14 protein-coding genes and 1 rRNA gene are annotated in these 13,950 nt (G+C 71.6%); 5 read left to right on the forward strand and 10 right to left on the reverse strand.

Annotated elements, in window-relative coordinates; all coding sequences use genetic code 11:
- Positions 1-72: 72 nt before the first annotated feature.
- Positions 73-348, reverse strand: coding sequence for a DUF7538 family protein (locus tag ACQE3L_RS15065; RefSeq protein WP_426964683.1), 276 nt, complete (start codon positions 346-348; stop codon positions 73-75).
- A gap of 83 nt (positions 349-431) precedes the next feature.
- Entirely contained in the window at positions 432-980 is a 549-nt protein-coding gene (locus ACQE3L_RS15070) for a hypothetical protein (RefSeq protein WP_426964684.1), read from the reverse strand.
- 192 nt (positions 981-1,172) lie between these two features.
- Between ACQE3L_RS15070 and ACQE3L_RS15075 the strand changes: the two genes are divergently transcribed.
- Both ACQE3L_RS15075 and ACQE3L_RS15080 read left to right on the forward strand, forming a co-directional pair.
- Complete coding sequence (locus ACQE3L_RS15075) at positions 1,173-1,328, forward strand: hypothetical protein (RefSeq protein ID WP_426964685.1); 156 nt, start codon at positions 1,173-1,175, stop codon at positions 1,326-1,328.
- 158 nt (positions 1,329-1,486) lie between these two features.
- Complete coding sequence (locus ACQE3L_RS15080; protein ID WP_426964686.1) at positions 1,487-2,182, forward strand: DUF5828 family protein; 696 nt, start codon at positions 1,487-1,489, stop codon at positions 2,180-2,182.
- 699 nt (positions 2,183-2,881) lie between these two features.
- Here the strand turns inward: ACQE3L_RS15080 and ACQE3L_RS15085 are convergent.
- Positions 2,882-5,056: a S9 family peptidase gene (locus ACQE3L_RS15085; protein ID WP_426964687.1), complete on the reverse strand. Its 2,175-nt coding sequence runs from the start codon at positions 5,054-5,056 to the stop codon at positions 2,882-2,884.
- A 219-nt stretch (positions 5,057-5,275) separates the two neighbouring features.
- Entirely contained in the window at positions 5,276-6,421 is a 1,146-nt protein-coding gene (locus ACQE3L_RS15090; protein WP_426964688.1) for an NAD(P)/FAD-dependent oxidoreductase, read from the reverse strand.
- Positions 6,422-6,560: 139 nt separating this feature from the next.
- Here ACQE3L_RS15090 and ACQE3L_RS15095 point away from each other — a divergent pair, with 139 nt between their 5' ends.
- Complete coding sequence (locus ACQE3L_RS15095) at positions 6,561-8,207, forward strand: ABC transporter substrate-binding protein (RefSeq protein WP_426964689.1); 1,647 nt, start codon at positions 6,561-6,563, stop codon at positions 8,205-8,207.
- 48 nt (positions 8,208-8,255) lie between these two features.
- Here the strand turns inward: ACQE3L_RS15095 and ACQE3L_RS15100 are convergent, their stop codons facing one another.
- From ACQE3L_RS15100 to htpX, 5 genes are all read right to left on the reverse strand, one after another.
- Positions 8,256-8,888 (reverse strand): IMPACT family protein, encoded by a 633-nt coding sequence (locus ACQE3L_RS15100; protein WP_426964690.1) that lies wholly within the window; start codon positions 8,886-8,888, stop codon positions 8,256-8,258.
- The gene (locus ACQE3L_RS15105) at positions 8,885-9,364 is read right to left on the reverse strand and encodes a hypothetical protein (protein WP_426964691.1); all 480 of its coding nucleotides are present in this window, start codon (positions 9,362-9,364) and stop codon (positions 8,885-8,887) included. Before ACQE3L_RS15105 ends, ACQE3L_RS15100 begins: the two co-directional genes overlap by 4 nt.
- Positions 9,365-9,412: 48 nt before the next feature.
- Positions 9,413-10,195: a hypothetical protein gene (locus ACQE3L_RS15110; RefSeq protein ID WP_426964692.1), complete on the reverse strand. Its 783-nt coding sequence runs from the start codon at positions 10,193-10,195 to the stop codon at positions 9,413-9,415.
- Positions 10,196-10,234: 39 nt separating this feature from the next.
- On the reverse strand, positions 10,235-10,840 hold the full coding sequence (gene pspAB, locus ACQE3L_RS15115) for a PspA-associated protein PspAB (RefSeq protein WP_426964693.1): 606 nt from the start codon (positions 10,838-10,840) through the stop codon (positions 10,235-10,237).
- Between the two features lie 82 nt (positions 10,841-10,922).
- Complete coding sequence (htpX, locus tag ACQE3L_RS15120; RefSeq protein ID WP_426964694.1) at positions 10,923-11,795, reverse strand: zinc metalloprotease HtpX; 873 nt, start codon at positions 11,793-11,795, stop codon at positions 10,923-10,925.
- Positions 11,796-11,892: 97 nt separating this feature from the next.
- On the opposite strand from htpX, the gene ACQE3L_RS15125 reads away from it, so the two are divergent.
- Together ACQE3L_RS15125 and ACQE3L_RS15130 are read left to right on the forward strand one after the other, a co-directional pair.
- Positions 11,893-12,792: an NAD-dependent epimerase/dehydratase family protein gene (locus ACQE3L_RS15125; RefSeq protein WP_426964695.1), complete on the forward strand. Its 900-nt coding sequence runs from the start codon at positions 11,893-11,895 to the stop codon at positions 12,790-12,792.
- Positions 12,789-13,700 (forward strand): NAD-dependent epimerase/dehydratase family protein, encoded by a 912-nt coding sequence (locus ACQE3L_RS15130; protein WP_426964696.1) that lies wholly within the window; start codon positions 12,789-12,791, stop codon positions 13,698-13,700. The genes ACQE3L_RS15125 and ACQE3L_RS15130 overlap by 4 nt, the downstream gene beginning before the upstream one ends.
- A gap of 163 nt (positions 13,701-13,863) precedes the next feature.
- On the opposite strand, the gene rrf is transcribed toward ACQE3L_RS15130, so the two are convergent.
- Positions 13,864-13,950: ribosomal RNA gene (gene rrf, locus ACQE3L_RS15135) — 5S ribosomal RNA — on the reverse strand; the annotation flags it as partial.

A 13,950-nucleotide genomic window follows, 5' to 3' on the forward strand; every position in this document is an offset into this window, starting at 1 on the left:
GTGGTTTCCCGTACCGATGAATGAACCTTTCCTTCGAACCGAAACGAAGCGGAACCGTTTGCCGACGGATCCTCACACGCTGCGTTTCTCGACCGCGGGGTCCACGTTCGCGGCCTCGAGGTCCCGGCGGACGCGCCGCCTGAGCGGGTCGGGGACGGTCGCGCGCGGCACCGGCTCCGCGGTCGCGCCGTCGGACGGCACCCGCCAGTAGAGCACGCGTTCGGCGTCGGCGTAGTACTCGACCGCGTATCGGTCGTCGTCGGTCGCGCCGGCGTAGTGCACGCGAGCGGCGCCGCCCTCGGCGCGCCAGCTCTCCCGCGTCGTCAGCGCGGCGATGGCGTCGTCCATGGGACACCCTCACGGCGGGAGACGCATAAGCCCCGGCCGCTCCGGCCCGACTCGGCACCGGGCGGGCCAGCCAAGTGGCCTACCTACTCGGACCGCGCCTCCGTCACGAGTTCGCCGTCGTGGCGGACCTCGACGGTCGCGGGGACGCCCCCCTCGAAGCTCGCGGTCGCCTCGTAGGCGCGGTACTCGATCGCCTGCGTGCACGCCTCGTCCGGGTCGCTCTCGTCGACGCCCTCGACGGCGACCACGAACGCGTCGTCCTCGTAGCCCGCGGACGCCAGCTCGGGGTAGATACAGCCGTTCGCTGCCTCGAGACAGCCGTCAACGGTCACGGCATCGTCGGCGAACGCGACCGTCGCAGCCGTGCCGGGCTCCGAGCAGTCGCCGCGCCGCTCCAGCGCGGCGTCGACCAGCGCGGGCGCGTCGGCGTCGGTCGGTGTCCCGTCGCCGCCGTCGGAGTCCCCGCCCGAGCCGCCGGAATCCCCGTCCGCGTCGTCCGAACCGTCGCCGGCTTCGGTCGTCCCGTCCTCCGAGTCGGTCGGATCGTCGCCGGGCGTCGAGTTCTCGGCGCAGCCGGCGAGCGCCGTCGCGACGCCCGCGGCCGCGCCGCGCAGGATGGTGCGTCGGTGCATGCCTGCTCGGTGGCTCCCGCGGAGAAAAGGCCTTCTGTAGGCTCAAACGGCCGTTTGTCCAAACCCCCGTTCCGCGACCGCCCGCCGCCGACCGGGCGAACGCAGTCGCACGCGTGCCGACCGCGCGGCGCGCGGACGGACGCGGCGACCGAAGCCGATACGTTGATTGTCCGCGATGGCGCATGACCGGACATGGTCGAGCCCATCTTCGCCGTCGCCGTCGCGGCGACTATCGCGACGCTCCTCATGATGGCGGCGATGCTGTCGTTCGTTCGCGGTGCGATGCACAGCGACGCCCACTCCCCGTCCCCCGATCCGGGCAACGACCCGGTTCCCGAGGACGAGTAACGCGCCCGAGCCGCGGCGGCCGACCGGCCGACTGGCCGGGCGACACAGCGTGGCGCTCGGCGACGACGAGGCGTTTCTGCCACCGACTCCGGGGGTGTGTGACCGGCTGACGGCGGGGAAACTTATACCTGAGCGACGCATAGCCGGGCGACAAGCCGATGGAAGAGAGCATCTCCGGGTTCAAGGTGCGCGGGGACTGGGGCGACGTCGTCGAGCACGGCGAGCGCATCACGCAGGCCCTGCGCGAGGCCGGCGCCGAAGGCGACGCCTACCACGAGTGGGAGGAGTGGCGCCCGAAGTCCCACGAGCGCATCGACGAGGACGTCTCGGAGAAGACCGCCGAGCAGGCCTCCGTCGCGGAGGGCGAAGGCGAGAAGGCCGGCAAGAGCGCCGGTGAGGACCTCCAGGCCGCCGGCGAGAAGCTCTCGGAGTCGTACGAGAAGGTCGAGGAGGGCGACAGCGACGAGGCGCTCGACCGCTGGAACGAGTCGATCGGCCACGTCGCCCGTGCGGCCGACTCCGCGGGCCGCAAGGCGATCCGCAAGGTCGAGGACACCGTCTACCGCAAGGTGATGACGCAGCTCGCGCCGTACTACTTCGACAACGACCTGATCAGCGCCAACGTCCAGCAGGTCGGCCGCGGCGAGGAGGCCGACGAGTTCGTGCTCGAGGTGAACGTCAACGACGACGAGTTGAAAGCCGAGGTCTCGGACATCCTCGCGGAGTACGAGTCGGAGGTCGACCGCTGGCACGTCGAGACCGAGAAGGACCTCGGCAACGCGGCGGCCGCGGAGGGCGTCGAGGTCACCGAGGAAGAGGAGGCGGGCGGCGGCTCCGAGTCGACGCGGACGTAGAGGGCGATAGGTTCGGCGACTGATCCGTTTCTGTTTCGGCTGTTGATCCTGCTGCTCGGGACAGCAACATCCAGAAAGCCCCAGCCGGCTCTCCGTACGATGTTTCCGTCGCAAACTCTGCTGATCTGGACAGCAACATCCAGAAAGCCCCAGCCGGCTCTCCGTACGATGTTTCCGTCGCAAACTCTGCTGATCTGGACAGCAACATCCAGAAAGCCCCAGCCGGCTCTCCGTACGATGTTTCCGTCGCAAACTCTGCTGATCTGGACAGCAACATCCAGAAAGCCCCAGCCGGCTCGACCGGCCGCGACACGCGCTGCGCTCCTCGCTCTCCGCACAGCCCGCTGCGGTGCTTGCGGCGCCGGGGCCGGACCGAGCCGGCTGCCCCTTTCAGTCCCACCCCGCACAGCACCGCAACCGCCCCGCGACCGCACAGCAACCTCGCACCTCCCCAGCCTCGGCCGCGGGCCGGGCGCGGAACCGCAACGCCGCGCGAGAGACAAGCTCTCGCTGGCCTCCGGCGTGCGGTAGCGCGCCGGAGACACCGCATCGCGCCCGGCCCGCGACCTCCCTCGCGCGGTCGCGGCGACACGCAAAGCGGTCGCCGCGGCGCGCGCCGACAGCACAGCACCGCTACAGCATCGCGACCGCACAGCACCGCAACAGCACCGCACCGGACTCAAAAAGTGGTCGGAGCGGTTACGACTCGTCCTCGTCGTCGTCGTTCTCCTGCTCCTTCTCGTCCTCGTTTTCTCCGGCGGTCAGGCCGTCGTTATCGTCGCGGTCGAGCGCGCGCGGCGCGTCGTGGTGGTCGGAGTAGCCGTCAAACCAGCGAGCGATGCGCTCGATGCGGTCGACGATGTGACCCGGCTCGCCCGACCGCGAGAGCTCGTGCCCCTCGCGGGGGTACCGGACCATCCGCGTCTCCACGCCGTTCTTCCGGAGGATCCGGTGGTACAGCTCCGCCGTGCAGATCGGCGTCCGCGTGTCGTCCTCCGAGTGGATCAGCAGGGTCGGCGTGTCGACCTCGTGGGCGTGGCCGGTGGGCGACTGCTCCCAGAGCCAGCCCGGCTCCTCGGAGGGGGTCGTGTCGAAGTCGCCCTCCAGCAGCTTGTACGCGCCGTCGGTCGAGCCGTAGAAGCCGGTGAGGTCGTAGACGCCGCGCTGGGCGACCGCCGCGCGGAAGTAGTCGGTGTGCCCGACCGCCCAACCGGTCATGAACCCGCCGAAGGAGCCGCCGGTGAGGAACGCGTTCGAGTCGTCGACGTAGTCGCGGTCCGCGACCTGCTCGACGCCAGCCATCACGTCGGTCAGCGTCACCTCGCCCCAGTCGCGCTCGATGGCCTGCATGAAGTCGGCGCCGTAGCCGGTCGACCCGCGCGGGTTCGACCAGAAGACGACGTAGCCCCGGGCCGCGAGCGTCTGGAACTCGTGCCACATCGTTCCCGAAGTCGTCCACATCGCGTGCGGGCCGCCGTGGACCTCGACCGCCAGCGGGAACTGGCCGGGGTCGTCGGCCTCGGGGTCGAAGCCGGGCGGGGTCAGCACCCACCCCTGCACCTCGACGCCGCCGCCCGCGGACTCGAACCACAGCTCCTCCGGCTCCCCGACGTGCCGCTCCTCGAGGTAGTCGGCGTTCAGCTCCGTCAGCCGGGTCGTCTCGTCGGCCGCCGCGTCGTACGCGAACACGTCGCCGGGGTGGTCCCACTCCGAGAGCGCGAGCGCGACGAGAACCTCGTCCGGCCCCGCCCCGTCGCTCCCACCGACGTGTCCGCCCGAGATCGCCCCGCGCCGGACCAGTCGCTCCGGGTCCGCGCTCCCGTCGCCGGGTGCCGACCACACCGCGGTCTGCCCCTCGTCCGGCGTCGCGAAGTAGACCGTCTCCGCGTCGGGGCCCCACTGCGGCGGCACGTCGTAGCTCACCGACCGGTCGATCCCCGCCGTCAGGTCCGTCACCGCGCCCGACGCGCGGTCGATGACGTGCAGGTCGGTCGGCTGGATCGAGGCCTGTTCGGGCTCCGTGCGGAGGAACGCCACGCGACCGTCCGCGGTCGCCGCGAGCGCGGTGCCCCAACCGGTCGTGACGTGGACGCGCTCGACCGCGTCCGCCGCGAAGTCGTGCGCGTGGATCGCGATCTCCTCGGAGTCGTCGGGGTCCGCGCCGCGCTCCTCCGCGATCTCCTCGGTGTAGTAGAGCGTCTCCGCGTCGCCCCACTCCGGCGCGCCGAAGTCCGCGTCGCCGTCGGTGAGCCGGGTGACCGCCTCCCCCGCGTCCGCGTCTCCCCCCGTCCCTGCCCCACTCGCCGGGGCGTCGGGGTCGGCCGCGTCGACGTCGACCACGTAGACGTGCGAGCGGCGCCCGTCGAAGTACGACTGCATCGAGCGGTAGACGGTCCGGTCGACCACGCGCGGGTCGGGGTGGTCCTCCGGCTCGTACTCCTCGGGGACCGACTTATCCCGCCCCTCCTCGCGGTCCTCCGCGGTCACCGACTGGACGAACGCGATCCGGTCGCCGGAGGGCCCCCACGCGATCTCGGAGACGCCGCCGACCACGTCCGTCACCTGCCGGGCCTCGCCGCCGTCGACCGGCAGGATCCAGAGCTGCTGGCGGTCGTCGGCCGCGCCGCGCGTGGCGGTGAACGCGATCCGGTCGCCGGAGGGGCTCCACCGCGGTTCGGCGTCGGTTCCCTCCGCGAGCGAGAACCGCCGGTGGCCCGAGCCGTCGACCGCCGCGACGTGGACCGTCGCCGCGTACTCCTCGTCCCCGTCCGCCTGCCTGCGCACGAACGCGACCCGCTCGCCGTCCGGCGAGAGCCGCGGATCGGCGGGCTTCGCCAACTCGTGGAAGTCGGCCGCCTCGATGGGCTGCTGCATACCGGCGGGTCACGGGCCGCGACCAAAAGGGGCCCGGAGCCGGAAGGCGCCGCCCCGTTCCTTATCTCCCATACCGAGCCAGCCCGCGCGTGGTCTGAGCCACGCCCGGAGCGAACGAGGCGGTCGCGCGGCGCACCGCTCCGGGAGCGACCGCGCCGCCTGCTCGCAACCCGACACGCCGCTGCCACCACCGGCCCGGCCGCCCGGCCGGACGGGCAGTCAGAACCGCGCCGGCCCGAACCCGTCGAGCGCCGTCGGCGCCTCGCCCAGCACCGCGTCCGCGACGAGTTTCCCGCTGTAGGGACCCAGCTGGAGCCCGGTCGCGCCGTGCCCGGTCGCGAGGTGTGCTCCCTCGACCGACGGCACCGGTCCCAGCACCGGAAGGCGGTCGGCCGAGACCGGCCGGAGGCCGACTTTCGTCTCCGCGTGCCGCGCCTCCGCCAGCCCCGGGGCCACGCGCAGCGCCTCCCGGGACACCTCCGCGATGCCGCCGAGCGTCGCGTGCGGCGCGAACCCCGCACCCTCCTCGCGGGTCGCACCGACCGCGATCCGCTCGCCGGGCCACGGCACCATGTAGTGCCCGCGGAACCCCTTGACCACCGGCCAGTCGTCGGTCCCCGACAGCGACGGCGCCGTCGAGACGTCGAGGTGAGCGATCTGCCCGCGGTGCGGCTCGATCGGGACCTCGATCCCCAGATCCGACGCGAACGCGCCGGACCACGCCCCGCCCGCGACCACCACGTCCGACGCGTCGATCCGCTCGCCGTCGGCCAGCGTGACGCCCGTCACGGAAGCCCCGTTGGTCCTGATCCGGCCCACCTCGCCGTCGCGAACGGTCAGTCCGCGTTCCCGGCCGACCGCCCGGAGGGCGGTCGCGAAGCGGCGACCGTCGACTCGCCCCGCGTTCGCGAAGCGGAGCGCCCGGGCGCCGTCCGCGACCGGCGGGAACGCCTCCTGGAGCGCATCGCCCGCCAGCGACGCCACCGATCCCGGCTCGGGGCGGCCGTACTCAGCGGTCCGTCGCTCCGCCCGATCGCGTACGGCGTCGAGTTCTGCGTGCTCCTCCTCGTCCGCGGCGACGACGACCACCGACGTCTCGGAGTAGCCGTGGTCGTGGCCGGCCGCCGAGAGCTCCGCGGCCAGATCCGGGTAGTAGTCCGCGGCGGCGAGCGCGAACTCGAACCACGCCGTCGAGTCGGTGCGACTGCTCGTGGCGGGCGAGACGATACCCGCTCCCGCGTCCGTCGCGCGCCCCTTATCGCGGCGGTCGACCAGCAGCGCGTCCGCGCCTGCGTCCGCGAGGTGGTACGCGACCGCGGAACCGACGATGCCGCCGCCGACCACGACCGCGTCGAAGTCGCTCATGGATCGGGGAGGGTCCGTCGCCGACAAAAGCGTTCGCGGAGTCGAGCGCCAGAACAGGATAGTGTTACCACTACCCGGGTGCAGGACCGGATTCTGCCACTTACCGCGGGCGTTTACAACGGGAGTCGTAACGCCACCCATGTCACACGAGTTCAACTACTCGCGACGACGACTGCTCGGCGGTGTGGCCGCGGGCGCGACCGCGACGACACTCGCCGGCTGTGCCGGAGACGGCGGCTCGTCGGGCGGCGAGGGATCGGCGGAGGGCACCGCGACCGGCGCCGAGTCGACCGCGGCGTCCCGGGACGGCGGCGAGTTGGTCTACTCCCAGCAGGTGTCGCCGATCGAGTTCGACCCGCTCGTCGTCAACGACATCTACTCACAGCAGGTCTGTTCACAGGTGTTCGAGCCGCTGTACGCCTACGACGAGGGGACCGACCCGGTCCCGCACCTCGCCAGCGAGGAGCCGACCGTCGAGCGCGACGGCACGCGATACATCGTGCAACTCCGCGACGGACCGCGCTTCCAGAACGGCGACCCCGTGACCGCGGAGGACGTGCGTTACTCGCTTCTCACGCCCATCGAGGAGGAAACCGCGAACAAGCCCGACGTGGACATGATCGACACGGTCGAGGTCGTCGACGACCGGACGGTGCAGATCGACCTCCAGTACGGCTACGGGCCGTTCTTCACGCTGGCGCTGACCCGCAACGTCGTGCCGAAGGCGGTCCGCGAGGAGGACCCGGAGGCGTTCAACCTCGACGCTCCCGTCGGGTCCGGTCCCTTCGAGTTCGTCGACTGGAGCGAGGGCGAGTACGTCGACCTCGAGCGCTGGGACGACTACTGGGGGGAGCCCGCGCCGCACCTCGAACGCCTGCGCTTCGAACCGGTCGAGGAGAGCACCACGCGCGTCGTCTCGCTGGAGACGGGCGAGTCCGACGTGGCCGACGGCATCACGCCCCAGACGTGGGAGACGGTCCGGGAGGCCGACAACATGAGCCTCCAGTCCGAGCCGGGTATCTCCTACTACTACCTCGCGTTCAACTGCAACGAGGGCCCGACGACGGACCCCCAGGTCCGCGAGGCGATCGACTACGCCGCCTCGATCGATCAGGCCGTCGAGAACTTCATCGAACCGGCCGGGGCCCGGAACTACGGGCCGGTCCCGCTCCCGGTCGCCGAGTCGTGGGACCTCCCGACCGAGGAGTGGGCCGACATCGCCCACGACCGCGACGCCGACCGCGCGGCCGAGTTGCTCGCCGACGCCGGCGTCGAGGAGGACTACGGCTTCCGGATCATCGTCCCGCCGGACGACCTGCGCGAGCAGATCGGCATCTCGGTGTCGAACGGCCTGAACGAGGCCGGCTACGACGCGGAGGTCCGCCGGCTCGACTGGGGGACGTTCCTCGACACCTACGACACCGGCAGCGAGGACGACTACAACCTCTACGCGCTCGGCTGGCTCGGCGGCCCCGACCCCGACTCCTACGTCTACAACCTGTTCCACGAGGAGCAGATCGGCGCCACCAACGGCACCTACTACGAGAACGACGCGGTGATGGAGGACATTATCGCCGCCCGCCGCTCCAGCGACATCGACGAGCGGCGCGAGCTCTACGAGTCGATCATCCCGACGCTGCTGGAGGACCGCGTCCACCTGCCCGGCTACAGCATGCGCGTCTCCATCGGGCTCCGCGACCACGTTCAGGACTTCGTCGCGCACCCGCGGTCGCAGTACAACCCGCGGGTCGTCAGCGACTACAACAACGTCTGGCTCGACCGCTGACCGGGGATCGCCGGCCGCCGACCGCCGGCCGCCGCCCCCGCAAGGCGATCACTCCGGGTCGACGCGCCCGCTCGTCGCGCTCCGAAGGCGGTCGGCCAACGCCGCCGCCTCCGCGACCGGGACCCTTATCTCGAAGGTCACGTCCTCCCCGTACTCCGCCTCGAACGAGACGTCCGCGGACTCGACGATCCCCCTGACCGTCCCCGAGTCGTCGTAGGCGGTCGTGACGACCATCGTCCGGTGGGGGCGCTCCTCGACGACGCCGGCCGCGTCAAGGGCGTCCTGCACCGCGCGGGAGTACGCGCTCACCAGTCCCCCGACGCCGAGGTTCGTCCCGCCGTAGTAGCGCGTGACCACGGCGGCGACGTTTCTGACCTCGCGGCCCTGCAACACGTTGAGCGCCGGCTTTCCCGCGGAGCCGCTCGGCTCGCCGTCGTCGCTGGCGTACTCGCGGAGCATGACCTCGCCGTCCCCGGGCCGTCGCTCGGAGGGCTCGCCCGCCGGGACGCGGTAGGCCGGGACGTTGTGCGTGGCGTCCGCGTACTCCTCGCGCACCGTCTCGACGAACGCCTCGGCCTCGTCGACGGAGGCGGCGGGGGAGACGTGGCCGAGGAACTCCGACCCGCGCACCTCGAAGGTGGCGGTCGCGCGCTCCGCGACGGTCAGATACGCGTCCGTCACGGGTCGGGTCCCTCCGTCGGGTTCGTCTCCGTCTCCCCGTCCACGCCGCCGGCCGCCCGGTCGTCCGTGCGGCGCCGCTCCACCACCGCGCTCGTCGGCGGGGCGCGGCGGTAGAGGGCGAGAAACGCGACGACGCCGACCGCTTCGGCGAACTTGGCGACGACCGCCAGCGGGTCGGCGGCGAGCGCGGCCGGTGCCGACGCCCCGTGCCAGCCGACGTACCCGATCAGCAGCGCGGCGAGCGTTCCGGCCCCGAGCGCGTAGAGCCGACGGTACTCCTCGCTGGCGCGGAGGACGGCTGCGCCGACCAGCGCCAGCAGCACCGCGACCGCGAGGAAGACGTACGGACGCGGATCGGACGCGCCGATCAGGGGCCACGCCCACAGCGCGTGGGCCGCGCCCGACAGGAGGGCCGTCTGCACGGCGACCGCGCGGAGGACGCCCGCGGTCCGGCCCCCGTCGCTCGAGTCACTCATCGGGAAGGGGTTGGCCGCGGGCGGTAAAGTCGGTGTCCATCCGCGTCGCTACGCGCGACACTCCAGCAGGGCCCCCTCGCGCGGGTCGACGTCGTCGCCGTACCCCTCCGCCCGCCGGAGCAGGCGGGGAGTGAGCAAGTAGTGCGCTCGAACCGCGTTGTCGGCGTGTTCGACGACCGCCCGCAGCGTGACGCCGACGGTCGTCCCGTCCGCGACGAGGAACCGCGTCCCGTCGCGCTCCGGCGCGTCGGCGAGCGCCTCCCGAACCGCCTCCGAGTCGTCGAACAGGCGCCGCTCTATCGTCTCGCCGGACGCCGCGGCCTCGCGAACGACGCCCGGGAGCGTGTCGAGCTCGTCCGGGAGGTCGTCGACCGGGAGGGGGTCGGTTCCCTCGGGGGGCTCGGCCGGCTCCGCGACCAACTCGACCTCGACGACCCGTTCCTCGTACCACGTCGTCTCCGCGGTGACGGTCCAGCCTCCTGCAACGGAGCCGCTCCCCGGGACCGCGGTCGACCCCTCGATCCGGGGACGGACCGTGCCGACTTCGTCCGCCCCGTGATTCACCGCGGTGGCGTTCAGGTGAGCCGTCTCGTACGCGGCGACGAACGTCTCTACCGCGGCCCGGTCCTCCGTGTCCGGCGGGAAGCCGACCCCGTAGCCACGCGTCGTGGGGCAATCGTCCGGGAGGGCAGCGTCCGGCGTGTCGGTGTCAGTCGGCTCCGAACCGGAATCGGTACGGTTCGAGGGGTCTGTCTCGGTCGGTGCGTCGGCGGCACAGCCGGCGAGCGCGAGGCTCCCGCCGACGGTCGCGAGGAGGGCACGGCGGCGCATGTCGGGTGGTCAGCGGACGCCGGTAAGTGTCTTCGGGCGCTACTCCCAGGGATGACCGCTGGCCGCGTCCGGCCAGAGGGGATACCAGTACGCCTCGTCGTCCTCGATCTCGAGTTCGCCGTCGAGCACCGACCGCAGCTTGAACTCCGTCCGGTTGTCACGCTCGTGGTCGCCGTCGGGGACGAAGGGGTAGTAGGCGCCGCGGCGGAACGAGTAGACCCAGTAGGCGCCGCGGTCGTCCTTCTCGAAGCCGAAGACGGCCGCGAGCAGGCGGGAGCCGAACCCCTGTTCGACGAAGGTGTCGGCCGCGAAGTGGACGCTCGTCACGAGGTCCTCCGGGTCCGTGTCCTCCAGCACGAACCAGCGGTAGCCGTGGTCGTCCTCGTACTCGTGGTAGCCCGTCCCGGTCTCGAGTTCGCCGGCCTCGAGGATCGCCTCCACCTCGTCGACGGTGTCCTCGAAGGCGGTCGAGTCAACGCCGGAGAAACAGAGCGCCGCCTCGCCGCAGTGGTCGTAGCCCAGGTCCGCCTCCATCGTGACGTAGGCGGTGGACATCCCGAACAGGTCCTCCGGGTCCGCGTCCCGGGTCGCGTCGGTCTCCGCGCTGGTCCCGAGGACGGAGCGGAGCGTGTCGAACAGGCCCATTGACTGGTCGATGGTAGGGGGGCCGGGGATTAGGGCGTTTCTCCGTCCGCGGGGCGGAAGGGGTCCCGCGGCCGACCGCGTCTCAGGCCGTCTCCATCTCGGCTTCCAGCTCCCGAAGCCGGTCGACGCGCTTCTCCGTGCTCGGGTGCGTGGAGGCGATCTTCCCGATGAACCCCTTCCTGATGGGGATGATGAAGAATGCGTTCATCTCCGCCTCGTCGCGGAGGTCCTCGGTCGGCACGCGGTCCATCGTCCCGTCGATGGTCAACAGCGCCGAGGCGAGCGCGCCGGGCTTGCCCGTGATCGACGCGGCGCCGCGGTCCGCGGCGAACTCCCGGTAGCGCGAGAGCGCGCGGATGAGCAGGAACGAGACCACCCAGACCAGCAGCGAGACGGCGACCGCGACCCACACCGGCGGGGCGTTCCTGTCGTTGCCGGCGAAGAGCCAGCCCCAGCGCACGATGAAGAAGGCGATGGTGGAGAGGAACGAGGCGATGGTCATCACCATCACGTCGCGGTTCTTGACGTGGGCCAGCTCGTGGGCCATCACGCCCTCCAGCTCTTCCTGATCGAGACTCCGCATCAGACCAGTCGTCACGCAGACCGTCGCGTTCTCCTGGTTGCGACCGGTTGCGAACGCGTTCGGAACCTGCGTGTCCGCGACCGCGACCGTCGGCTTCGGCAGGTCCGCCTGCTGGCTCAGCCGGTCGACCATGCGGTGCAGTTCCGGCTCCTCGTCGGGCTCCACCGTCCGCGCACCCATGCTCCGCAGCGCGAGCTTGTCGCTGAAGAAGTACTGCGCCAGCGAGAAGCCGCCGAGCAGCAGGAGGGTCACGAAGATCCCCGCGTCGAAGACGGAGATGAGGACCCCGACGAACGCCAGATAGAGGGCGAACAGCAGGAACATGGTGAGCGCCATGCGCCCGCGTAACCCCCAGTCGGTGCTCCATTGCATACGCGAGGGTAGCGGCCCGGAGCGGTAAAGCCTGCCGGAGGGGCCGCCCGGTGCCGGTTCCACCGGCTTATAACCCGCCTCCGACACACCTCCGCGCATGGAGACAGTCATCGTCACCGGCGGCCTCGGTCGCTCCGGACGCTGGATCGTCGACCGCCTCGCGGACCAGTACGAGGTGGTCTGCGTCGACCTGCACCATCCCGGTTTCGAGGCGACGGCGGCCGAGAACGTCGACTTCCGCGCCGCCGACCTGGCCGACCGCGGCGAGACCTACGACCTGATCGACGCCGTCGACCCCGACGCCGTCGTCCACTGGGCCGCGATCCCCTCCCCGACCCGGCACGCCGGCGGCCGCGTCTTCGAGACGAACGTCCTCGCCGCGTACAACGTCCTCACCGCCGCCGGACGCGCCGGCGCCCGCGTCGTGCAGGCGTCGAGCGAGTCCGCCTACGGCTTCGCCTTCGCCGAGGAAACCCCCCTCCCGGACGCCCTCCCGATCACCGAGGCTCACCCCCGGCGACCCGAGGACCCCTACGGGCTCGGCAAGGTCGTCGCAGAGGACGTCGCCGACACCGTCGTCCGCAAACACGACGTCTCCGTGACCTCCGTCCGCCCGTCGTGGATCCAACAGCCCGGCGAGTACAACTGCCGGAGCGAGGCGACGCTCGCCGACCTCTCGAACGGCGCCGGCAACTGCTGGTCGTACGTCGACGCCCGCGACGTGGCCGACCTCGTCGCCGCCGCCCTCGCCGACCCCGTCGACGGCCACGAGGCGGTCCACGCCGCCGCGGCGGACACCTACCTCGACGGCTCCGTCGTCGACGCGTGTCTGGCCTTCTGGGGCGAGGTCCCCGACGACTGCGGCCTCGACGCCGACGGCGACGCGTCCGCGCTCTCGACGGCGAAGGCCGAGCACCTGTTCGACTGGACGCCGAGCCACACCTGGCGCGACGCCGCGACCGCCGACGTGGACGCCCCCTCGCTGACGGAGCCATGAGCGGCGAGCGCGAGACCGTCCTCGTCACGGGCGGACTGGGGAGCTCCGGCCGCTGGGTCGTCGACCGCCTCCTCGACGACTACGACGTGGTCTGCGTCGACCTCGACCACCCCGGTTTCGAGGCGACGCCGCGCGAGGGACTCGACTTCCGCGCCGCCGACCTGACCGACCGCGGCGAGACGTTCGACCTGATCGAGGAAGTCGATCCCGACGCCGTCGTTCACTGGGCCGCCATCCCGGTCGCCGGCGAGCACCCCGACGGGACGACGTTCGAGACAAACACCCTCGCCGCGTACAACGTCCTCACCGCCGCCGGGCGCGCCGACGCCCGCGTCGTACAGGCGTCGAGCGACGGCGCCTACGGCTTCTTCTTCGCCGACCCGACGCCCCTCCCCGACGCGCTCCCGATCCCGGAGTCGCACGACCTGCTGGCGGAGGACCCCTACGGGCTCTCGAAGATCGCCGCCGAGCGATGCGCCGACCGGACCGCGCGTCGCGACGGCGTGTCAGTTACCTCGATCCGCCCCTCGTGGATCCAGTTCCCGGGCGAGTACCCGTGTCGAGAGCCCGAGTACGTCGAGGACCTCGGTGCGGGCGCCGGGAACTTCTGGTCCTACGTGGACGTCCGCGACGTGGCCGACCTCGTCGCCGCCGCCCTCACCGACCCCGTCGACGGCCACGAAGCCGTCAACTGCGTCGCCGCCGACAACGCGCTCGGACGACCGCTCGTCGACCTCCTGCGTCGCCACTACGGAGCGATCCCCGACGACTGTGCGGTCGCCGCCGACTCCGACCGCTCCGCGTACGCGATCGAGAAAGCCGAGCGCCTGTTCGGCTGGACGCCGAGCCGCTCCTGGCGCGACGCCGCCGACGAGCGCGTCCACGCGCCCGACCTCCTCGAAGGCTAAGCGAGGAACGCCCGACGGCGCTGCCGCTCGCCGAGTTCACTCCTCTCCGATCTCACAGCGTCGCCACTCGCCAACCGGACCTTCTCGAAAACACCTCTTCCCGCGTCACACAGCACCGCCGCTCGCCACTAAATGTATCCGCGTATGAATGTGCGTATGAATGGGCAGACGGCGAACCGGTACTCCCAGAGGGTCTCCCACTCCAGTACTACCCGGCACGCAGGTGGGCTTCACTTCCGTGTTCGGAATG

It is taken from the genome of Haloparvum alkalitolerans (genome assembly GCF_050122995.1).
Classification (GTDB): domain Archaea; phylum Halobacteriota; class Halobacteria; order Halobacteriales; family Haloferacaceae; genus Haloparvum; species Haloparvum alkalitolerans.